The sequence below is a fragment of the Ureibacillus sp. MALMAid1270 genome, from assembly GCF_049202975.1.
In the GTDB taxonomy this organism is placed as follows: Bacteria; Bacillota; Bacilli; order Bacillales_A; family Planococcaceae; genus Ureibacillus.
On the sequence record NZ_JBMIRP010000095.1, the window covers coordinates 32,596 to 53,203 of the forward strand.

18 protein-coding genes and 1 pseudogene are annotated in these 20,608 nt (G+C 37.5%); 16 read left to right on the plus strand and 3 right to left on the minus strand.

Annotation, left to right across the window (positions count from 1 at the left end; all coding sequences use genetic code 11):
• Positions 1–61: 61 nt before the first annotated feature.
• The 7 genes from cotE (at position 62) to hfq (ending at position 9,909) form a co-directional block, all read left to right on the plus strand.
• On the plus strand, positions 62–664 hold the full coding sequence (gene cotE / locus ACOQFO_RS13845) for an outer spore coat protein CotE (protein WP_421690253.1): 603 nt from the start codon (positions 62–64) through the stop codon (positions 662–664).
• Between the two features lie 262 nt (positions 665–926).
• Positions 927–3,584, plus strand: a complete 2,658-nt coding sequence (gene mutS, locus ACOQFO_RS13850) for a DNA mismatch repair protein MutS (protein WP_421690254.1) — start codon at positions 927–929, stop codon at positions 3,582–3,584.
• 297 nt (positions 3,585–3,881) lie between these two features.
• Entirely contained in the window at positions 3,882–5,819 is a 1,938-nt protein-coding gene (gene mutL, locus ACOQFO_RS13855; RefSeq protein ID WP_421690255.1) for a DNA mismatch repair endonuclease MutL, read from the plus strand.
• Positions 5,820–6,010: 191 nt separating this feature from the next.
• A complete protein-coding gene (locus ACOQFO_RS13860; protein WP_421690256.1) occupies positions 6,011–7,648 on the plus strand; it encodes a glycerol-3-phosphate dehydrogenase/oxidase in 1,638 nt (545 codons plus the stop codon).
• A 106-nt stretch (positions 7,649–7,754) separates the two neighbouring features.
• Positions 7,755–8,690: an alpha/beta hydrolase gene (locus ACOQFO_RS13865; protein WP_421690257.1), complete on the plus strand. Its 936-nt coding sequence runs from the start codon at positions 7,755–7,757 to the stop codon at positions 8,688–8,690.
• Positions 8,668–9,600, plus strand: coding sequence for a tRNA (adenosine(37)-N6)-dimethylallyltransferase MiaA (gene miaA, locus ACOQFO_RS13870; protein ID WP_421690258.1), 933 nt, complete (start codon positions 8,668–8,670; stop codon positions 9,598–9,600). The genes ACOQFO_RS13865 and miaA overlap by 23 nt, the downstream gene beginning before the upstream one ends.
• A 72-nt stretch (positions 9,601–9,672) precedes the next feature.
• Complete coding sequence (gene hfq, locus ACOQFO_RS13875) at positions 9,673–9,909, plus strand: RNA chaperone Hfq (protein ID WP_421690259.1); 237 nt, start codon at positions 9,673–9,675, stop codon at positions 9,907–9,909.
• 126 nt (positions 9,910–10,035) lie between these two features.
• Here hfq and ACOQFO_RS13880 read toward each other — a convergent pair whose 3' ends face one another.
• Positions 10,036–10,362 carry a hypothetical protein gene (locus ACOQFO_RS13880; protein ID WP_421690260.1) on the minus strand — a complete coding sequence of 109 codons (327 nt, stop codon included), beginning with the start codon at positions 10,360–10,362 and terminating at the stop codon, positions 10,036–10,038.
• Between the two features lie 123 nt (positions 10,363–10,485).
• Here ACOQFO_RS13880 and ACOQFO_RS13885 point away from each other — a divergent pair, with 123 nt between their 5' ends.
• Together ACOQFO_RS13885 and ACOQFO_RS13890 are read left to right on the plus strand one after the other, a co-directional pair.
• Positions 10,486–10,647 carry a hypothetical protein gene (locus ACOQFO_RS13885; protein WP_421690261.1) on the plus strand — a complete coding sequence of 54 codons (162 nt, stop codon included), beginning with the start codon at positions 10,486–10,488 and terminating at the stop codon, positions 10,645–10,647.
• Positions 10,648–10,758: 111 nt separating this feature from the next.
• A complete protein-coding gene (locus ACOQFO_RS13890) occupies positions 10,759–11,061 on the plus strand; it encodes a rhodanese-like domain-containing protein (protein WP_421690262.1) in 303 nt (100 codons plus the stop codon).
• Between the two features lie 58 nt (positions 11,062–11,119).
• Here the strand turns inward: ACOQFO_RS13890 and ACOQFO_RS13895 are convergent.
• Positions 11,120–11,966: pseudogene (locus ACOQFO_RS13895) on the minus strand (dimethylarginine dimethylaminohydrolase family protein).
• A 162-nt stretch (positions 11,967–12,128) separates the two neighbouring features.
• Here ACOQFO_RS13895 and ACOQFO_RS13900 point away from each other — a divergent pair.
• The 4 genes from ACOQFO_RS13900 (at position 12,129) to glnA (ending at position 17,122) form a co-directional block, all read left to right on the plus strand.
• Positions 12,129–13,376, plus strand: a complete 1,248-nt coding sequence (locus tag ACOQFO_RS13900; protein ID WP_421690263.1) for an aminotransferase class I/II-fold pyridoxal phosphate-dependent enzyme — start codon at positions 12,129–12,131, stop codon at positions 13,374–13,376.
• 442 nt (positions 13,377–13,818) lie between these two features.
• Positions 13,819–14,388: a Bax inhibitor-1 family protein gene (locus ACOQFO_RS13905; protein ID WP_421690437.1), complete on the plus strand. Its 570-nt coding sequence runs from the start codon at positions 13,819–13,821 to the stop codon at positions 14,386–14,388.
• A gap of 977 nt (positions 14,389–15,365) precedes the next feature.
• Positions 15,366–15,728: a MerR family transcriptional regulator gene (locus ACOQFO_RS13910; RefSeq protein ID WP_421690438.1), complete on the plus strand. Its 363-nt coding sequence runs from the start codon at positions 15,366–15,368 to the stop codon at positions 15,726–15,728.
• A gap of 59 nt (positions 15,729–15,787) precedes the next feature.
• Positions 15,788–17,122 (plus strand): type I glutamate--ammonia ligase, encoded by a 1,335-nt coding sequence (glnA, locus tag ACOQFO_RS13915; RefSeq protein WP_421690264.1) that lies wholly within the window; start codon positions 15,788–15,790, stop codon positions 17,120–17,122.
• A gap of 68 nt (positions 17,123–17,190) precedes the next feature.
• On the opposite strand, the gene ACOQFO_RS13920 is transcribed toward glnA, so the two are convergent.
• Positions 17,191–17,637, minus strand: a complete 447-nt coding sequence (locus ACOQFO_RS13920; RefSeq protein ID WP_421690265.1) for a hypothetical protein — start codon at positions 17,635–17,637, stop codon at positions 17,191–17,193.
• Between the two features lie 453 nt (positions 17,638–18,090).
• On the opposite strand from ACOQFO_RS13920, the gene ACOQFO_RS13925 reads away from it, so the two are divergent.
• Genes ACOQFO_RS13925 through ACOQFO_RS13935 form a run of 3 tightly spaced genes read left to right on the plus strand, consistent with a single transcriptional unit; the run spans position 18,091 to position 20,591 of the window.
• Positions 18,091–18,405 carry a hypothetical protein gene (locus ACOQFO_RS13925; protein ID WP_421690266.1) on the plus strand — a complete coding sequence of 105 codons (315 nt, stop codon included), beginning with the start codon at positions 18,091–18,093 and terminating at the stop codon, positions 18,403–18,405.
• 9 nt (positions 18,406–18,414) lie between these two features.
• Positions 18,415–18,843, plus strand: coding sequence for a type II secretion system protein (locus tag ACOQFO_RS13930; RefSeq protein ID WP_421690267.1), 429 nt, complete (start codon positions 18,415–18,417; stop codon positions 18,841–18,843).
• Positions 18,840–20,591 carry a pilus assembly PilX N-terminal domain-containing protein gene (locus ACOQFO_RS13935; protein ID WP_421690268.1) on the plus strand — a complete coding sequence of 584 codons (1,752 nt, stop codon included), beginning with the start codon at positions 18,840–18,842 and terminating at the stop codon, positions 20,589–20,591. Before ACOQFO_RS13930 ends, ACOQFO_RS13935 begins: the two co-directional genes overlap by 4 nt.
• The last annotated feature ends 17 nt before the right edge of the window (positions 20,592–20,608 follow it).

Genomic DNA, 20,608 nt, shown 5'->3' on the forward strand with positions numbered 1-20,608 from the left:
TTTCACCAATTAGGCACATGTCGCATACTATAGGTCGACTAGTACAAAGGAGGAAGTTAATTTGAAACGTTTGCGTCAAATCGTGACAAAAGCGGTAGTTGCCAAAGGGAAAAAGAGATATGAAACAAGTGAAGTATTACGACCACCACATACACCAACAAGTATTCTAGGTTGCTGGGTGATTAACCACCATTATCATGCGAAAAAACAAGGAAAATATGTAGAAATCACTGGTAAATTCGATGTGAATGTATGGTATGCATATAACAACCATACAAAAACTGCTGTATATACAGAAACAGTGAACTATAAAGACAAAGTGAAATTACATTATCGTGATGAAGACATTATCGATTCAGACAATGTAAAAGTTCGCGTATTACAACAACCAAACTGTATCGAAGCGATCATCACTCAAAGCGGCGACTGCTTCAATGTTGTAATCGAACGTGAATTCCTTGTTGAAGTAATTGGTGAAACAAAAGTGGTTGTATCAGTTCACCCAATCGAATACGAAGAAGAATGGAAATTCAATAACGATAACGATGATGAATCATCTTCAAGCTCATCTTCATCTAGCTCTTCATCATCTAGTTCATCTTCATCAAGTAGCCAAGATTTTCATTCTATAACTAGCGAATCATCGAATTTTCGCAGAAGATAAATTTTGAGAGCGCCAATCTACGTCAATATGTAGATAATAGGCGCTCTTTTTTCTACTTTTGTTATAATAAAATATAGTATTATGGAGAAATCACTCATTTTATTAAATAGAGGCAAATAGAGATCGGCCAATCCGAGAAAATTGATTTCAGCGAAAATCTTTGTAGTAAAATAGATTTAACACATCTACTACTTTACATAGTTTAGAATTTACGAGAAGTTGCCCAAAGAACGCAAGGGCATTTAAGAGAGGGAAATAAAGCATGACAACCTATACACCAATGATGCAACAATTTTTATCGATCAAAGCTGAATATGAAGACGCTTTTTTATTTTACAGACTAGGTGACTTTTACGAGTTATTTTTTGATGATGCGATTAAAGCTTCACAAATATTAGAAATTACATTAACAGGTCGCGATGCTGGTGCAGAAGAGCGTGTGCCAATGTGCGGTGTGCCACATCACTCTGCACAAGGTTATATTGAGACGCTTGTATCAAAAGGATATAAGGTGGCGATTTGTGAGCAAACCGAAGATCCGAAACAGGCAAAAGGTGTTGTGAAGAGAGAAGTTATTCAACTCATCACACCAGGTACCCTGACAGAAGGAAAAACAATTGATGGCAAATCGAATCATTATATTGCGAGTGCTGAACTTTTGTCGGAAAATTCATTTGCCTTTGTGTATTTAGACATATCGACAGGGGAAGCAAATAGCTCCATTATAGAAGGTGGAATAAAAGCACTGCTTCAACAACTTCAAACTTACAACATTCGTGAACTAGTCGTTACGGAGCAGTTGCAAATATTACTTGCAGAGCAAGCGAACCAATTAGGTATTGTTCTTTCCATTGAAAAGGAAGAGATGGATGATATTCAGGCACGACCTTATGTCACAAATTTACCTGATGCTTTGAAAGGTGTGGCGAAGTGCTTACTACAATATGTCGAACGAACACAAATGCGTTCATTATCCCATCTTCAACCATTTACTTATACAGAATCAAAGCAATATTTACGAATTGACTCGAATTCCAAACGCAACTTAGAGTTACTACAGTCTATTCGAGGTGGCGATCAAAAGGGAACCCTTTTATGGTTGTTAGACGAAACGGTCACTGCTATGGGTGGACGTAAACTAAAACAATGGTTGCACCAACCTTTAGCAAGTGAAGATGCGATTAATCAGCGTTTAAATATAGTTACAGATTTACTGGATGAATTCTTTGTCCGCAACGAACTGCGTGATCTGCTGAAAAGTGTGTATGACTTAGAGCGTTTAGCTGGGCGAGTAGCCTTTGGTAATGTTGGTGGACGTGATCTTGCACAACTAAGAGAGTCCTTACGCCAAATTCCTTTTATTCGAGAACAATTGGTTAGTAGTGGGAAAGAGACTTTGGCTGCCCTTGGTCGTGAGTTGGATGATTGCTCGGAAGTGGAGCAATTATTATCTCGTGCAATTACAGATCATCCACCGATTTCGATTAAAGAAGGGGATGTAATTCGAGACGGCTATGATGAAAAGCTTGACGAATTGCGTTATGCTTCGCGAAATGGGAAAGACTGGATTGCATCGCTAGAGCAGAAAGAACGCGAATTGACGGGTATTAAAAATTTAAAAATTGGTTACAACCGAATTTTTGGATATTTTATTGAAATAACAAAATCGCAGCTTGGAAATGTGGATCTATCCCGTTACACAAGAAAGCAAACTTTAGCCAATGCGGAACGTTTTATTACTGAGGAATTAAAGGAAAAAGAAGCAATTATTTTAAATGCAGAAGAGCAAAGTTTAGCTTTAGAATATGATTTATTTGTAGCTTTACGTGAGGAAATTAAAGCTTTCATTCCACGTTTACAAGGGTTAGCTTCGGCTATCAGTGAGTTAGATGTTTACATTAGCTTTGCGGTTGTTTCGGAAAAATATCGCTTTGTTAGACCAACATTCCATGCGGGGCGTGCTTTAAAAATTGTAAATGGCCGCCATCCAGTCGTTGAGAAAATGTTACATAAGCAAACGTATGTGCCAAATGATTGCGTGTTAACTGAAGATAAAAATATGATGTTAATAACAGGACCGAACATGTCCGGGAAAAGTACGTACATGCGACAAGTGGCATTGATTGTAGTTCTTGCGCAGATGGGTTGTTATGTGCCTGCGGATGAAGCGGAACTGCCAATTACGGATCAGATCTTCACACGAATTGGGGCTGCAGATGATCTAGCTGCTGGCCAATCAACATTTATGGTGGAAATGTTAGAGTCTCAACATGCCATTACAAACGCGACTGAGCGTAGTTTACTATTGTTTGATGAAATCGGCCGCGGAACATCGACTTACGATGGGATGGCTTTAGCCCAATCAATGATGGAATATATTCACGACCGCATTGGTGCGAATACGTTATTCTCAACGCATTATCACGAATTAACTTCACTAGAGTCGGAATTGTCACGTTTGCAAAATGTACACGTAAGTGCAACCGAAAAAGATGGTCGTGTTGTATTCTTGCACAAAGTGAAGAGTGGCGCTGCAGATAAAAGTTATGGTGTCCATGTTGCGCAACTTGCGGAGATGCCAGAAGCAATTATCGAGCGAGCTCAAATTTTATTAGAAGAATTTGAATCAACGAGCCGTAATCAAGTTACCCTTGTGGAAGATTCAAGTAATTCGGAACAGCAGCTTTCATTGTTTGAGGAAGAAGTTGTTGCAGAGTCAAAATCAACAGTTGTTGTCGGTGAGGTGGAAGCTAGTGCTGTTGAAAATGAAAGTGAAAGTGAAAGTGAAAGTCCGGCACTATCAGAAGTAGAATTAAATGTTTTACAACAGTTAGAAAAACTAAACATTATGGGGACAAGCCCAATCCAAGCAATGAATATTCTCTATGAATTACAACAGATGTTGTTGAGTAAGAAGTAAGGAGTTATGGGACAATTCTGCGAGCATGGCGCGTTGAAATGTCTCAAAAGCACAGTAAATGGGACATTTGGGCAAGAGAAGTCAGGTGAAATGTCTCAAAAGCGTGGTATATGAGACATTTCGGAAAAGATAGCCCGGAAAAATGTTCCAAAAGTGCGTTAGATGAGACATTTCAGCGATCGGAGCATGGTGAAATGTCTCAAAAGCGCGGTATATGAGACATTTCGACCCCCGAAATTCACCAAAATGTCTCATACTCATTCAACCCAATAAAAAACAAAAAGGAGGGGATTACTCATGGGAAAAATTCAAGTGATGGATGAGTTTCTATCCAATAAAATTGCGGCTGGAGAAGTAGTGGAGCGCCCGTCTTCTGTTGTGAAGGAATTGGTCGAAAACGCGATTGATGCGGGAAGTACATCGATCGAGGTTTTTCTTGAAGAAGCAGGATTAACCTCCATTCAAGTAACAGATAATGGGAGTGGTATGGATGAAGAAGACGCTCTAATCGCGTTTGGGCGACATGCGACATCCAAAATCTCCACTGAACACGATCTATTCCGTATCCGAACACTTGGTTTCCGCGGTGAAGCACTTGCTTCAATTGCCTCAGTTTCAAAAGTAACTTTAAGAACTTCTGATGGTGAAAACAGTGGTATTGAAGTACAACTTGAAGGTGGGCATGTTGTTTCCAAAACACCAACTGCTTTCCGAAGAGGTACGGATATAACTGTGGCGCAGCTTTTCTTTAACACTCCTGCGCGGCTGAAATATTTAAAAACGATTCAGACTGAATTAGGTCATTCCATTGACTTAATGAACCGATTGGCACTTGGTTACCCGAATATTGCTTTCAAACTTGTACATAATGGGGGCGTTCTTCTTCAAACAAATGGACGAGGCAATGTTCAGCAAGTATTAGCGGCGATCTATGGCATGCAGAACGCGAAAAAAATGATCCCATTCAGTACTGAATCGAAGGATTACAAAGTGCATGGGTACGCTTCTTTACCGGAAGTGACACGTGCTTCGAAAAACTATATTTCATTGTTTGTGAATGGCCGTTGGGTAAAGCATTATTTAATCCAAAAATCGATTGTCGATGCTTACCATACTTATGTACCGATTGAACGTTATCCAATTGTTGTGCTTTACATAGAAGGCGATCCTCAGCTGACAGACGTCAATGTTCATCCAGCGAAACTTCAAATTCGACTAAGTAAGGAGCAGGAATTGTTGCCTTTAATTGAGCAGGCAGTTCGAGATTCGATTCGTAGCGCCATTCATGTACCTCTTGCGGAGAAAAAAGAGAAGCCAACACGCGTACCTAGTGAACAATTAAACATTTGGAAAGCAAGCACGCCTTCATTTAACGAAACAAAATTAAATGAAATCGTTCAAAAGTTAAACAATGAAACTTCGGTTGTAAAAGAAGTTCCAGGAAATGAATTCTCGGATTCAAGTCAATCTATCAATCTTTGGGAACATAATAAACCATCAGAAAATGAATCTAATTTCGAGCCATATTCAGAAAATGAACCAAAAGCGGTCGACGAAAATGAATTTTTATCCAACTTAGGTGATAATGAAATTAGTGACCGTGAAATACTTTTGGATCAATCCGAATCAGAATCTGAATCGAAAAAAGAACCTTTTCCTGATTTGGAAATTGTTGGCCAAATTCACGGAACATACATTGTTGCACAGATGGAAAACGGATTTTATTTAATAGACCAACATGCGGCTCAAGAGCGTATTAAATACGAATATTTCCGTGATAAAGTTGGGGAAGTCAATGCAAATGAACGACAGTCACTTTTACTGCCACTGACATTTCATTACTCAGCGGATGAAGCGTTAATATTGAAAGAAAATATTCGCGCATTGGAAGAGGTTGGGGTTTATTTAGATGATTTTGGTCAGTCTTCATTTGTTGTACGTGAACATCCTACCTGGTTCCCAAAAGGGTTTGAACAGGAAATTATCGAAGAACTCATTGAGCAAGTATTACGTCATAAAAAAACAGATGTGAAAAAGCTACGAGAAGAAGCGGCCATCATGATGAGCTGCAAAAAGTCTATTAAAGCTAACTATTATTTAACAAAAGAACAGATGGTGGCTTTACTTGCAGACTTACGCAAGGCGGAAAATCCTTTCACATGTCCACATGGTAGACCTGTTATGATTCATTTTTCAACATATGAAGTAGAGAAAATGTTTAAACGAGTTATGTAACTATCAATCTAATCACATTTGAATAAAAATTTTCCATATATAATAAATTTACTACATCAGATTTTTATCGCTTAATAGTATTTAATTATAATTGTCGGGATTCCTCGCCTAGCAGCTCAGCCAAGCAAAGCTCAGCGAGAATTCCGTCACACCATATCCTAATCCACTACACCATAAAGGAGGCAATATATATGTATTCATTCAAAGATCGCGGGCATATATTGAACACCCTTAATACGTACTCGTTTGACGTGCTTGTTATCGGAGGGGGAATAACAGGAGCGGGAATTGCGCTTGATGCGGCTTCGCGCGGACTTTCTGTTGCACTTGTTGAAATGCAAGATTTTGCAGCAGGAACTTCGAGCCGTTCAACGAAATTAGTACATGGAGGGCTTCGTTATTTAAAACAATTTGAAGTCGGATTAGTTGCCGATGTAGGGCGTGAACGCGAAATTGTTTATGAAAATGCTGTACACGTGTCAAAACCAGAGTGGATGTTACTTCCTATCTATAAAGAAGGGTCACTTGGTTCTGTTACGACATCCGTTGCATTAAAATTGTACGACCGATTGGCGAAAGTGCGAAAAGATGAACGAAGACAAATGCTCTCCAAAAAAGAAACATTAAATAAAGTTCCTTTCCTAAAAGAAGAAGGTTTAAAAGGTGCTGGCTACTATGTAGAATACAAAACCGACGATGCAAGGCTTACGATGGAAGTTATTAAGAAAGCTGTTGAATATCAAGCGGTTTGTATCAATTACACAAGGGTGACAGACTTTATTTACAAAAAGAAAAAGCTCATTGGTGCAACGGTTAAGGATGAGATTTCAGGTGAAACGATTACGATTCATGCGCACCAAATTGTCAACGCTACTGGTGCTTGGATCGATGAGTTGAATTCGCTAGAACAGAAGCAAGCGCAATCGAAAAAGCAGCTTCGCCTTACAAAAGGGATTCATATCGTTATTGATCAAGCTCATCTTCCGCTTGAGCAGGCAATCTATTTTGATACAGAAGATGAGAGAATGGTTTTTGCTATTCCACGTGATGGAAAAACATATGTTGGAACAACAGACACGTTTTATGAAGAAGATCCGATTAATCCGGTTGCTACAAAAGAAGACGTTCGTTACTTAATTGAAGCAATTAATTTCATTTTCCCAAGTCTAAATGTACAGCCACAGCATGTTGAATCGACTTGGGCTGGGGTTCGTCCACTTATTTTAGAAGAAGGAAAGAAACCATCTGAAATTTCAAGAAAAGATGAAATTTGGACGTCTAAAAGTGGGTTAATGACGATTGCTGGTGGGAAATTAACGGGCTACCGCAAAATGGCAGAAGAAGTCGTCGATAGAATTGTGAAAAAACATCATTTTAAACATGCCACACCTTGTATAACAAAGGTTCTAGCTTTATCTGGTGCGAAAGGTCTGAACTCGCAAAACTTTGAGGACTATATAAAAAACAAAGCGAAAGTAGGAGAATTATTAGGCTTTTCCTATGATGAAGCGAAAGTCTTAACGACGAAATATGGTACGAATGTAGATGATGTATACGTTCATTCAAAAAGTTACCATACTGACACGGGGCTTCCATTATCGCTATATGCGGAATTAAAATACGCCATTGAAAATGAAATGGCCTATACACCATCTGATTTCTTCATTCGCAGAACTGGATTACTATATTTTGAAATTGAACAAGTTGAAAAATATAAAGAAGCTGTTCTTAATATTATGAGTGAAATCATTGGTTACTCAGAAACAGAAAAGCTAATCTATCAAGCGCAACTGGATTTATTCATAGACGATGCGAAAAATCCAAAATAAGCGAGTAGTCCATTCATTTTATGTAGTATGTTTGTTAGAAAAATAGATAGCAAAAGGGTATAACAACACAAAGGGTGCAGGTTGAAATGAATAAGGGGGAACTAAATTGAAAAAGCGTTCAATGGAGTTATTGATTAGTGATGGCCACCGAGTTTTTGTACGAATTTATGAACCGGATAGGGAAGTTATTGGACGTTTTCACATTTTACATGGGATGGGGGAGCATGGGGGTCGTTACGATGCCTTTGCAACCATGCTTTGTGAACAAGGATATTTTGTTACGGCTCACGATCATCGCGGACACGGGCAAACTGCAGAAATGAATGGAAAACTTGGTTATTTCGCTGATGAAAATGGGTTTAACCGTGTTGTTGAAGATGTGTATGAAGTAATTCAGCATGTGCGTTACGATTATAAAAAGGTCCCGGTGTATATTTTTGGGCACAGTATGGGGTCTTTCATCGCAAGACGTTTTATCCAACTTTACAGTGACGTAGTGGATGGCTGCATTCTTTGTGGTACTGGCATTACAACACGCCTCCATAAAATTGGGAACGTAGTTGCTAAAACGGTAGCACGTTCTAAAGGTAAAAAAGGAAAAGGCGCACTTATGAATGAAATGTCCTTAGGCACTTTTAATAAGCAGTTCAAAAATACGAAAACGGGTTTTGATTGGCTCACTTCAGATCAAGACGAAGTGCAAAAGTATATCGATGATCCTCTTTGTGGATTTATCGCTACGAATCAGTTTTTTGTAGATTTAACTGAAGGATTACTTCTTATCAATAAAAAAGACGAAATTCAGCGTGTAAGAAAAGATTTACCGATTTTATTGATTAGTGGTAGTGAAGATCCTGTAGGCAACAATGGAAAAGGTGTTTATAAAGTTGCCGAACAATATAAAAAAGCAGGTCTTCAACATGTAGTGGTGTATATGTTCGAAGGTATGCGTCATGAAATATTAAATGAAGTAAATAAAGCGCAAGTATATCAAGTTGTAACACGGTGGTTAAAAGCAAATGACAAAACAACAGCAAATTGAAGTAGTAGCCATTGTTGGCCCTACTGCATCAGGAAAAACAGCATTAAGTATTAAAATGGCCAAAGAATTTAATGGTGAAATTATCAATGGCGATTCCATGCAAATTTATAAAGGGATGGATATCGGGACCGCGAAAATTACAGAAGAAGAGATGGAAGGGGTTCCCCATCATTTATTGGATATTAAGGAGCCTACCGAAAGCTTTTCTGTTGCTGAATATCAGACGTTAGTGCGGGAAAAAATCGTTGAAATTCAGAGTCGTGGCAAACTTCCGATTATTGTAGGAGGAACAGGTTTGTATGTACAAGCCGTTTTGTATGATTTTCAGTTTACAGAAGAAGAAGTAGATGAAGAGACACGAAAAAAATATTATGCGGAACTCGAGAAAATTGGGCCAGAAGCAATGCATGAAAGGCTAATGAAGCTCGATCCTGAAACAGCTAAAGGGATTCATCCAAATAATACTCGACGTGTTATTCGCGCCTTAGAAATGGTGGAGCAAAGCGGTGTGTCTAAGGCTTCTGATGAATTTAACCGCGGTAATATTCCAATGTACAATCATCTTATTATTGGCATAGATATGGACCGTGAAAAGTTATATGAGCGTATTAATTTACGTGTTGATATTATGATGGAAAAAGGTTTACTAGAAGAAGTAAAAGCCTTATATGACCGTGGTATTCGTGGTGTACAGTCGGTTCAAGCTATTGGCTACAAAGAGCTTTATGCGTATTTTGATGGCAAGTTAACTTTGGAAGAAGCAATTGAGCAATTAAAACAAAATTCGCGTAGATACGCCAAAAGACAGCTAACTTATTTTAGAAATAAGATGGATGTACAGTGGATTGGCAATGATTGGAGCGAAATATTAAAATTTTCCAATTTTTTTGTCTATCAAGAAGGAATTTAGGCAATTAATAGAGAATGTATACGAATAGGTTTAAAACTTTACGTAGAATAAAAGGAATAATGAGGTGTTTGTATGAAGTCAATCAATCTACAAGATACATTCTTAAATACTTTACGAAAAAGTGGCACTTATGTAACAGTCTTTCTATTAAATGGATTCCAACTAAAAGGCCAAGTAAAGTCTTATGATAACTTCACAGTACTACTTGAAACAGAAGGCAAACAACAACTAATCTACAAACATGCAATTTCTACATTTGTTCCAGCAAAAAATATTACCTTCACTGATAATGTTGAAGAAAATGCATAAACTCGAAATCGGCAGTGTCATAGACTAGCCGATTTTTTTAAGTGCTTGTATGCGTGGGTGTGTTGGAGCGGGTTCTCGAGGACAAAATTCGTGTATTTATTGGAATTGTGTCCTCGAGCCGGATTCTCAAGACAACCTCTCACTACCCGTCTTAATCTGCTCATGAATTTTTTGTAGTTCCTCCAATGACAGTTCACCGAGTGACTCTCTAATTTCTTCCTCAATCAACTTACGGTTATTCTCTTTATATTCATTCCACCAATCGCGCAGCCCCTCTGTATTATCGAAAATGTATGAGATATCAATTTCCTCATTTTCTTCATCTGACAGATAAGTAAGTATTGAGGCTAGCATTTGAGAGAGGTGATCAATTTTTTCCTGATCATTCTGTATGCTAGGAATTACATCCTCTAAATCGCTTTCTTCATTTGGTTGTGAAGACTTTCGTGGCATTTTTTGACCTCCTAAATTTAATCATTACATTTAGTATGACCCCAAAAATCTTCAATAACCCTATTGAAATTCAGAACTAATGTTCGTATAATAGGTTTATAAAATTGGAAAGTGGGAATAACAATGAACATCATGAATGAAATTAAAGCAAATTCACTTTCCGAATACGATCGCATGCAATTGAAAAAGGAAATAATAATGCTTCTAGAGAAATGCTCTAAAGAAGAAATTGAAGGGGCATTAATAAAATTGAAAAATAAAGACCAATCAAACGAAATTGCCTAATGATCCTCAAGAATTCACCATTAATATCACTATACGAAGCAAACTTTCTAGCCGTATCGCCAATTTTTCTCTATAATGGCTATAGATAAAGGAAAAGGGGTTTATATTCACATGAAAACTATGACAACTGATGAAATCATTGATTTATTAGACGCAAACGAAGATTTGAACATTATCGATGTTCGTGAAGATTTTGAAGTGGAAGAAGGCATGATTCCTGGTGCAATTCATATTCCACTTGGTTCAATTCCTGAGAGAGTAAATGAATTAGACAAGTCAAAGGAATATATTTTAGTTTGTAAAGGTGGAGTACGTAGCGCCAATGCTTGTGCTTACCTAGAAGAACAAGGCTTCCAAGTAGTAAATCTTGAAGGCGGCATGATGAGTTATGATGGAGAGCTTGAATTTAAATAAGCAGTAAGATTATGGCCTCTAAACAACCTGATTACTATCCGGTTGTTTAGATGTGTTGTTAATTTTTTGGTTCTCGTAAAATAGGAAGTGTACAACAACGGAAGGATCCTCCTGATTTGATAATCTCAGTGATATCCACTTCAATTACATCAAAGCCTCTGTCCCGAAGTTGTTTATTAACATGTTTATTGATTGGCAAACTAAATACACGCTTGTTTCCGATATTTAATACATTGGTACCTAATTGAAATTGTTCCTCTTCTGATACCTCTATTAATTCATAACGACTTGCTAAAAACTCGATGTCTTTTTTGCTCTAGTGCTTTAGGATAGATGAGTGCTAATTCAGGAGAAATCACGTTAAATATACAATCTAAATGCAAGTATTTTTCTTTAAATGGAATTGGAATCACTTCATATTGAACCAACAGGCGTTTTAATTGTTCAGCTGCTTTTTCATTTGTTCTGTCACTTAGACCAACGTAAACAGTATTTTGATCGATGAGAACGTCTCCGCCTTCAATGCGTTCCTCAACTAAATTATAGTAAGAGATTTCTTCATCTTCGAGCCACAGTTTTAAAACGTTTTCCTCACCTTTCCGGACATCCGTTGCCATTTTAGCAACTATCGTATGTCCAAGAGTAAATCCAATATCTCGAGTGAAAACTTGTTCAGGATATTTTTTATGATATGGCAATAAAATAACTTCAACACCATGATCCTTCAACGTTTTTACGAATTCATTATGCTGTTCTAATGCAAGTTCAATGTGAATTCCTTCATCTTCAAAATGTTTTTGAGTTTCATTTATTACGGCTCGAATTGTCATATATTGTGGCTGACATAATATCACTCTTTTTAATACATCATACTCACTTTTACTAAATGTCTTAAATTCTGTTATTTTTTAACTATGTTTTCCTAAACAAGCGTTATTATTACAAGCTGATTTAAGTAACATTTCAGTGAAATTGGATGTAAATGAATAAATTAAAGTGTACTATTTGAAAAAATGAAAAGTATTGTTATGATGATATAGGAATTCTTATAGAACGGAGTAATACATATGGCATTTTTATCATCATTAAAACCTGAAACGCTTGAACTAGCGAAAAAAATTGAAGAGAAAGTGCGTCCTTTTCATGAAAAAGTAGATCAAACCGCTTTTTTTAATCAGCAAAAAGTATTAGCAGCATTTAGGGAAAATCAAGTAAGCGATTATCATCTTCATCCATCAAGTGGATATGGGTATGACGATGAAGGTCGTGACACATTAGAACGTGTCTATGCGAAAGCGTTCGGGGCAGAAGCTGCGATTGTTCGTGGACAAATTATTTCCGGAACACACGCCATTACATTGAGTTTGTTTGGTGTTTTGCGACCTGGTGATGAACTTGTATACATAACAGGGAAACCATATGATACACTTCAATCGATTGTTGATGGAGGAGAAAAAGATACTGGTTCCTTAAAGGATTTTGGAATTGGCTATTCTCATGTAGATTTAATCGAAGACCGTGAAATTGATTGGGATGGAGTTCGAGCGGCAATTAACAACCGTACGAAAATGGTAGCGATCCAACGCTCTAAAGGGTACGCTACTCGTCCTTCATTTACGATCGAGGCAATTCGTGAAATGTGCAGCCGAATTCGTGACATCAAGTCGGATGTTGTCATTTTCGTAGATAATTGTTATGGAGAGTTTGTTGAAGTGCTTGAGCCAACTGAGGTTGGAGCTGATTTAATGGCAGGTTCCTTAATAAAAAATCCGGGTGGCGGATTAGCCAAAATTGGTGGCTATATTGCAGGTCGTACCGATTTAGTGGAAAAATGCGCATATCGCATGACGTCTCCAGGAATTGGTGCGGAAGCAGGTGCTTCTTTAAATACGTTGGCGGATTTCTATCAAGGTTTCTTCCTTGCACCTCACGTTGTGGCACAAAGTTTAAAAGGGGCAATTTTCACTTCGGCGATGCTAGAAGAAGTGGGAATGAATACGTCTCCTCACTATACGGATGTGCGAACTGACTTAATTCAATCGGTTTCTTTCCAAACGGCTGAACAAATGATTGCCTTCTGTCAAGAAATCCAAGCAGCTTCGCCGATTAATGCACACTTCGCACCAGTTCCAGCATATATGCCAGGCTATGAGGATGATGTTATTATGGCAGCGGGAACTTTCGTACAAGGATCAAGTATCGAATTAACAGCTGATGGCCCAATCCGCCCTCCGTTTACTGCGTATATTCAAGGTGGTTTAACATACGAGCATGTGAAGTATGCGATTTGTAGCGCGGTGCAGAAGCTGGTATAAGGTCTCGGTTGATGAGGTGTACCCGTTTACTAGACAAAATCTGGTGAAAATCAACTAAAGTGTCTAGTAAAAGTGTTTTACTAGACAGAAATCGCGGAAACTCAGTGAAAGTGTCTAGTAATTGTGGTTTACTAGACAGAATTCGCAGAAACTCAATAAAACTGTCCAGTAAATCACGACGATCACCGAATAATATAGATAATAGGTCCGCCCTGCGCGGACCTTTATCATTTCCTCATCTCCACGCCCCAAACCAATATCCATCCACCGTGTCATACCCGTAACCAAACTGCAATCCAATTCTCATCAAAGTTCGCCATTTTCCACTAATATCGTCGCGCTTTTTGAAATATAGATAATAATAAAGAAAAGATTGGGGTTGAGTATGGTTTACGCAGGGCGCAATAGGAACGTCAATTACATTTTGCAACATTTTGCGGTTATGTGGGGATTGACGCTGTTGGGTATGCTATTTGGGTGGTGGATACCATCATCAATAGTGACCCCATTGTCATTGGTTTGTTTACTATTAATCACTATGACTTGTTTTTTTAAACACTTCCGTCTTCCCGATCTCATTTTATATATCATTCCAATATTAATGGGGATTAAGCTTCTTTGGTTGTATGTTATATTCGTTGAAATACTTGGTGAGGATTTATTGTTTACAGTCTTTATTTCTACAGTAATTATTTTTATGTTGCTTGCAGTAGCTGGATTAAAAATTGCAATGGAGATTAGTGAAATTTTCAGTATGATCTTTACTATCGTCGTGGTCATAATCGTATTTTCAATCGTGTTTGTGTTCTTTCCTGTTGAAAATACATTTTTCCTTTTTTGCGCGGCGGTATTTGTACTCTTAATCGCGGTATATGCGGTTTACGAATTTAACTCGGTTTGTCATCAATATGTTCGGGACGATGATGTGATTTGGGTAGCCATTAATTTATATTTGGCTTTCTTTAATTTAATTGCAACTATTATTGAAATTGCTCGTTCAGGTAGAAGATGAGTTAAATACCGTGCAAAAAAAATTCAACCAGCTCGAAGTGGTCTTCATGAGGTTGATGAAGACCGAAAAGAGCGAAAACCGGACCGAAATGGACTTCATGAGGTTGATGAAGACCGAAACAGGACGAAAACCGGCCAGAAATGGTCTTCATGAAGGTGATGAAGACCGAAACAGCCCGAAAACCGACCAGAAGTGGTCTTCATGAAGGTGATGAAGACCGAACCAGCACGAAAACCAGCTCGAAGTGGTCTTCATGAGGTTGATGAAGACCGAAAAAGAGCGAAAACCGGCTCGAAATGGTCTTCATGAAGGTGATGAAGACCGAAACAGGACGAAAACCGGCTCGAAATGGTCTTCATGAAGCTAATGAAGACCGAAACTGCCCGAAAACCGGACCGAAATGGTCTTCATGAAGGTGATGAAGACCGAAACTGCCCGAAAACCGGACCGAAATGGTCTTCATGAAGGTGATGAAGACCGAACCAGCACGAAAACCGGACCGAAATGGTCTTCATGAAGGTGATGAAGACCGAACCATCACGAAAACCGGCCCTAAGTGGTCTTTATAAACGTAATGAAGACCGAACCATCACGAAAACCGGCTCAAAACGGTCTTCATGAAGCTAATGAAGAGCGACCCAGCCCAAAAACCGGCCCGAAGTGGTCTTCATGAGGATAATGAAGACCGAACCATCACGAAAACCGGCCCAAAATGGTCTTCATAAACGTAATGAAGACCGACCCAGCCCAAAAACCGGCCCAAAATGGTCTTCATAAACGTAATGAAGACCGATCCAGCCCAAAAACCATCCCGAAGCAGTCTTCATAAAGACTGCTGTTTTTGACAAAAATATGAATTGAATGTGAGTTTTTCTAACATGTAATTGACATTGAAGCTAACGGAGCGTATATTAATAGCAGGGGAGGTGGATGTTTTGAGTAGTGAAAAAAAGAGATCCAGTGAAATTCGTCGTTCTATGCCATTGTTACCAATTAGTACTGTGATGCAATTGACGGAGTTAACAGCAAGACAAATTCGCTATTACGAAGAACATGAGCTTATTCAACCGCACCGTACGGAAGGGAATAGACGTATGTTTTCCTTAAATGATGTGGATACTCTACTTGAGATTAAAGATATGCTTGAGCAAGGGGTAAACATGGCTGGGATTAAGAAAGTATTCGATATGAAGAAAAACCCATCGATGTTAAAAGCACAAGCGTCACAAGAAATTTCAAAAAGTGAACTTCGTCAGATCTTACGTGAGGAAATGAAGCTAGCTCAGGGGCAACAAAAACCATCCTTAAGACATGGGGATATGTCGCGTTTTTATCAGTAACTTATGTGAATTTATAGAGATAAGATGAAAATAGCAGGCGAATTTAGGAGAGTGCAATTGTGGGAAAATACACTAAAGAAGACATTAGAAAAATCGTAAAAGACAACAATGTTAGATATATCCGTCTTCAATTTACGGATATTCTTGGAACGATTAAAAACGTTGAAATTCCAGTTAGCCAATTAGACAAAGCATTAGACAACAAAATGATGTTTGATGGATCATCTATCGAAGGGTTCGTACGTATTGAAGAATCTGACATGTTTTTACATCCAGATTTAGATACTTTCGTTATTTTCCCTTGGACTCATGAAAAAGGTAGAGTGGCACGTTTAATCTGTGATATCGCAACTACTGATGGAAAACCTTTCGCAGGTGATCCACGTTCTAACTTAAAACGTATTCTTAAAAAAATGGAAGAGCTTGGATTTACAAGCTTTAACTTAGGGCCAGAGCCAGAATTCTTCTTATTCAAATTAGATGAAAAAGGCGAGCCTACTTTAGAAGTAAATGACCATGGTGGTTATTTCGACTTAGCACCAACGGACTTAGGAGAAAACTGTCGTCGTGATATCGTTTTAGAGCTTGAAGAAATGGGCTTTGAAATTGAAGCATCTCACCACGAAGTAGCACCAGGTCAACATGAAATCGACTTTAAATATGCAGATGCAATCACTGCATGTGACAATATACAAACATTTAAATTAGTAGTAAAAACAATTGCTCGTAAACATGGTTTACACGCTACATTCATGCCAAAACCATTATTTGGTGAGGCAGGATCTGGTATGCACTTTAACGTTTCACTATTCAAAGGAAACGAAAATGCATTCTACGACCAAAATGCTGAATTAGGTTTATCTGAAACGGCAATGCAATTTATGGCTGGAGTACTTCATCACGTACAAGGATTTACTGCGATTACAAATCCAACAGTAAACTCTTACAAACGTTTAGTACCAGGTTATGAAGCACCATGTTACGTAGCTTGGTCTGCTCAAAACCGTTCACCATTAATTCGCGTACCATCCGCTCGTGGTTTATCAACTCGTATCGAAGTACGTTCTGTTGACCCATCTGCAAACCCATACTTAGCTATGGCTGTTATTTTAGAAGCAGGTTTAGAAGGTATTCGTCAAGGTATGGAACCACCAGCACCAGTTAACCGTAACATTTACGTTATGACAGCTGCTGAACGTAAAGCGAACGGTATTGAAAACTTACCACCTTCATTAGACGATGCACTTCGTTTATTAGAAGAAGATGAAGTTATTCAAAATGCACTTGGAAGCCACATTTACGAAAACTTCAAAGAAGCAAAAGAAATTGAATTCGAAATGTTCCGCTCGGTTGTACACCCTTGGGAACGCGAACAATATTTAAAAATGTACTAATCTAACTAAAAGTAGCTATTACCTTTGAATTTGGTAATAGCTACTTTTTTCGTTTTAAAATTACATTATTATTGTTTCCAATTTACCACATTATCCATTTCATAAATGAGTCCGCCGTTTTCTTTAGCGAAAATTTGCACTAAAGCTCTTGAAAGTTTTGGATAAGTATCGTGTGGTTGTAAGTTTAATAAAATATAGTAACCTGTATCATTATTGTTTTTCTTTTCATAAATTGTCGTTTGTTTATCTACTTTATTTTCCTCGTAACCAAGACTTACTACTGCTTCCTTTTGTTGATCCACAGTATAGTCGGCTGCAATCGTCGACAATTGACCAAACTCATCTTGTGCTACTTCCTTTGCAGCTGCAATTTCTTCTTCAGAGAATGTATCTTTAGCAAAGTATTGGAAATAGATCGTAATTGCACCGCCAAATAGTAATAAAACGATAAGGGTGATAGCGATGATTTTTACAGCAGAACCGCCTTTTTCATTTAAAAGCTTGCTAGTATTCATACAAACACCTTCTTAATGTATTAGTGATAAGCATTATCAATTGATACTTATAATGTACACCAAATGCCAGCAGAATACTGTGTCCAAAAAGGGAAATTCATACGTTTTAGAATGAAAAAAGTCTAACTCGTTAACCCAAAAATTACTAAATTTGAACCATGGAAAAGGACATAATTAGAATATATATACATAAGATGTCTAATAGAAAACATTGAAGAATGTTTTGTTTCTAAAAGGTAGACTTTGAAACAAATTTGAAATAGCTTACTTTGAGGTGATGATCTGAAAAAATATATTCAAAATGAAAATGGAATTTCGCTTTTAGAAGTCGTCATTTCACTTCTAATTATTACACTCATCTTCATTTCATTTTTCGGCCTGTTTGTTCAATCGAAAAAAGCAAATAACAACGCGGAATCAATTTCGGATGCAACTTATCTAGCTCAAACCGAAATGGAAATCGTTTATAAACTATCAACAGAAAAATCATTAATTTCATTTACAGCCTCATCGTTATCTATACCAGGTTATACATTAAAAAATAATAAAACGATTAAAACATGTGATGTTACAAATCGATTAGATACAACTGAATTCTCGAGTGAATTTATTTTTGAGAAACCTTTACCAGACAACAAAAAAAGTGTGATTACCATTCGGCCATTGTGTGATTTCCCAGACAGCACTACAATCCTTATTAACATTATCGACCAGAACAATACGATAAAAGCAACGGTTGAGAATGTTTATGTTTGGAAGAAAGATTAGGTGGAATTTATGATTCGTAAAAATGAAAAAGGGGTCACTTTAGTTGAGGTATTAGCGGTTATAGTTCTTTTCTCAATCATCGCTATATTTGTATTCACAATTATCAGCTCTTCAACTAAACAACAAACTGAACAAACGATGGAATCACTAGAACTTCAGGACGGGGCGTATTTATTAAAACAAATTACAAGGGATTTGAGGAAAAGTGTGAAATTGGACAACCAAGTCGGGCGCTACACTTTCCAAGATCAACAAGGAAATACACTTTTCACCTATGAATATAAAGATAAGAAATTATACAGAAATAGTAGTTTAATAGGGAATGGAATTGAACAATTCTCTTTAACAGGTGATGAAACTGTGAACTTACGATTTACGATTAAAAATAAACAATTCGAAACAACGATCACCTTAAGAAAGGGGACAAGCATTCGTTGAAACATTTGAAAAATCAACACGGCTATGGAATGTTTATTGCGGTGATGCTTATTTTACTTGTCACAACTATTGGAATCAGTCTCCTGACATTAACATTAAACACAAACAAAACAGCGGCAAATGAACGAAAAGACCAATCGACTTTCTACTTCGCCGAAGCAGGTATTAATCTTGAAAAGGCTAATTTGCTAAATGTATTTAAGAAAATTGATCAAGAGATTATTAACGAATTTAATGGTTTAGATTATGATAGCCAAGTGAATTTGTTAAATAAATATAGTAATGACTTTAGCATTTATTACACCTCTCAAATGAACCAACGCTTTTGCAGCAACTTTAATTTACTCTACCATTCATCAGACACTCCAAATAAATGTAATACCAATAAATATACTAGTAGCTTCCAGTTGGGAGAACAGTTCGGCAAACAGCCTGTCGTTGATACTTCTGTGCAATTTGCTTGTTTAGTGGATTGTGTAGTGGAAATTTCGTCTAAGGGATATTTTGAAGATTCGCCGGGGCAGTCTCGAACGGTTTCACAAAAGTTATTGATCAACGCAAATCCGAAATTAACTGAGGGAAACCCGGGTAGTGGGGGAGAATCTAGCTCTGGTGGTGGCGATCCAATAGAAGCTCTTGAAAATTATGCTGCAATCATTAGTAATGATATCTATATAAATAGCATTGTGACAGGTAATGTCGCTACATTAAACGGGAAAATATCTATCGACGGGGGACCTTCAATAAATGGGTTGCTTGCTGCTTCCAATTTATCTAAATTAATTTATCCGAACTGGATGAATGGCATAAAAGAAAAGTACACACCATTACCTTCATTTCATACTACGAATTTAGTGGATTTCTTACCTGAATTCCCAGATTTTCAAATCAAAGATGGAATTTCCACACCATTACACCAAAATGTTGTTTCTAATGGTAAAACAATTATTGAAAATGGAATATTAAATTTACCTGACGATACATCATTCACATTACCACTAACAAAAGATACTAGATTCCACAGCATAAAAATATATAATAATCGACTACTCACAATCGAAGTAGGCAATAAAAACATCAACCTCTATGTAGAAAACCTAGACCTTACAAACGGAGATATTAAAATTAATGGAACAGGAACTGTAAACATTTATGTGAAAAATAAATTTACCATCGCCTCACAAAGTTATTTCGATATAGGAAATAATCAAGTGAACATGTATGTGAAAGATTTTGATATTAAGCAGGGGATGATTAATTTTGGTAGTGCAGCAAAGTTCAATGCTTATGTAACGGAGAGTATTAACGTAAAAGGCTATATCAATCAAAATGGTAGCCCAGCAGCTTCAAACATTTACTATAAAGGAACTGATGAAGTAACCTTTGGAAATGAAACGCAAATTTATAGTTCAATCTATAATAAAACGAGTCATTTTAAGTTATTAAATGGCGCGGGTATATATGGTAATTTCTATACAGGTGGAAATAATGTCACCTTAAATGGTGGAGTAAAGAGCAACGGTCATTGGTTTGTTGCACCAAATGCTGATTTAACCGTCACAAGTGGCGGGTACTTAAAAGGAACAGTCGTTGCTAAATCGTTGAAAGTAATCAATGGGGGAAGCTTAATTTACGGTTCACCCATTGTTCCAAACCCAGCTATCCCTACTCCAACACCTCCAACACCATTCGTTGCAATTACGAATAGTAATTTAGTGGTGGAGGAACCATTGGTGGAAGTGGATTAATATTTAGAAAAGGCCAT

Coding starts and splice junctions, on each gene's coding strand:
- mutS (WP_421690254.1), top strand. CDS start 927: ATGACAACCTATACACCAATGATGCAACAATTTTTATCGATCAAAGCT.
- mutL (WP_421690255.1), top strand. CDS start 3,882: ATGGGAAAAATTCAAGTGATGGATGAGTTTCTATCCAATAAAATTGCG.
- ACOQFO_RS13860 (WP_421690256.1), top strand. CDS start 6,011: ATGTATTCATTCAAAGATCGCGGGCATATATTGAACACCCTTAATACG.
- miaA (WP_421690258.1), top strand. CDS start 8,668: ATGACAAAACAACAGCAAATTGAAGTAGTAGCCATTGTTGGCCCTACT.
- hfq (WP_421690259.1), top strand. CDS start 9,673: ATGAAGTCAATCAATCTACAAGATACATTCTTAAATACTTTACGAAAA.
- ACOQFO_RS13880 (WP_421690260.1), bottom strand. CDS start 10,362: ATGCCACGAAAGTCTTCACAACCAAATGAAGAAAGCGATTTAGAGGAT.
- ACOQFO_RS13885 (WP_421690261.1), top strand. CDS start 10,486: ATGAACATCATGAATGAAATTAAAGCAAATTCACTTTCCGAATACGAT.
- ACOQFO_RS13890 (WP_421690262.1), top strand. CDS start 10,759: ATGAAAACTATGACAACTGATGAAATCATTGATTTATTAGACGCAAAC.
- ACOQFO_RS13900 (WP_421690263.1), top strand. CDS start 12,129: ATGGCATTTTTATCATCATTAAAACCTGAAACGCTTGAACTAGCGAAA.
- ACOQFO_RS13905 (WP_421690437.1), top strand. CDS start 13,819: ATGTGGGGATTGACGCTGTTGGGTATGCTATTTGGGTGGTGGATACCA.
- ACOQFO_RS13910 (WP_421690438.1), top strand. CDS start 15,366: ATGCCATTGTTACCAATTAGTACTGTGATGCAATTGACGGAGTTAACA.
- ACOQFO_RS13920 (WP_421690265.1), bottom strand. CDS start 17,637: ATGAATACTAGCAAGCTTTTAAATGAAAAAGGCGGTTCTGCTGTAAAA.
- ACOQFO_RS13925 (WP_421690266.1), top strand. CDS start 18,091: ATGGAAATCGTTTATAAACTATCAACAGAAAAATCATTAATTTCATTT.
- ACOQFO_RS13930 (WP_421690267.1), top strand. CDS start 18,415: ATGATTCGTAAAAATGAAAAAGGGGTCACTTTAGTTGAGGTATTAGCG.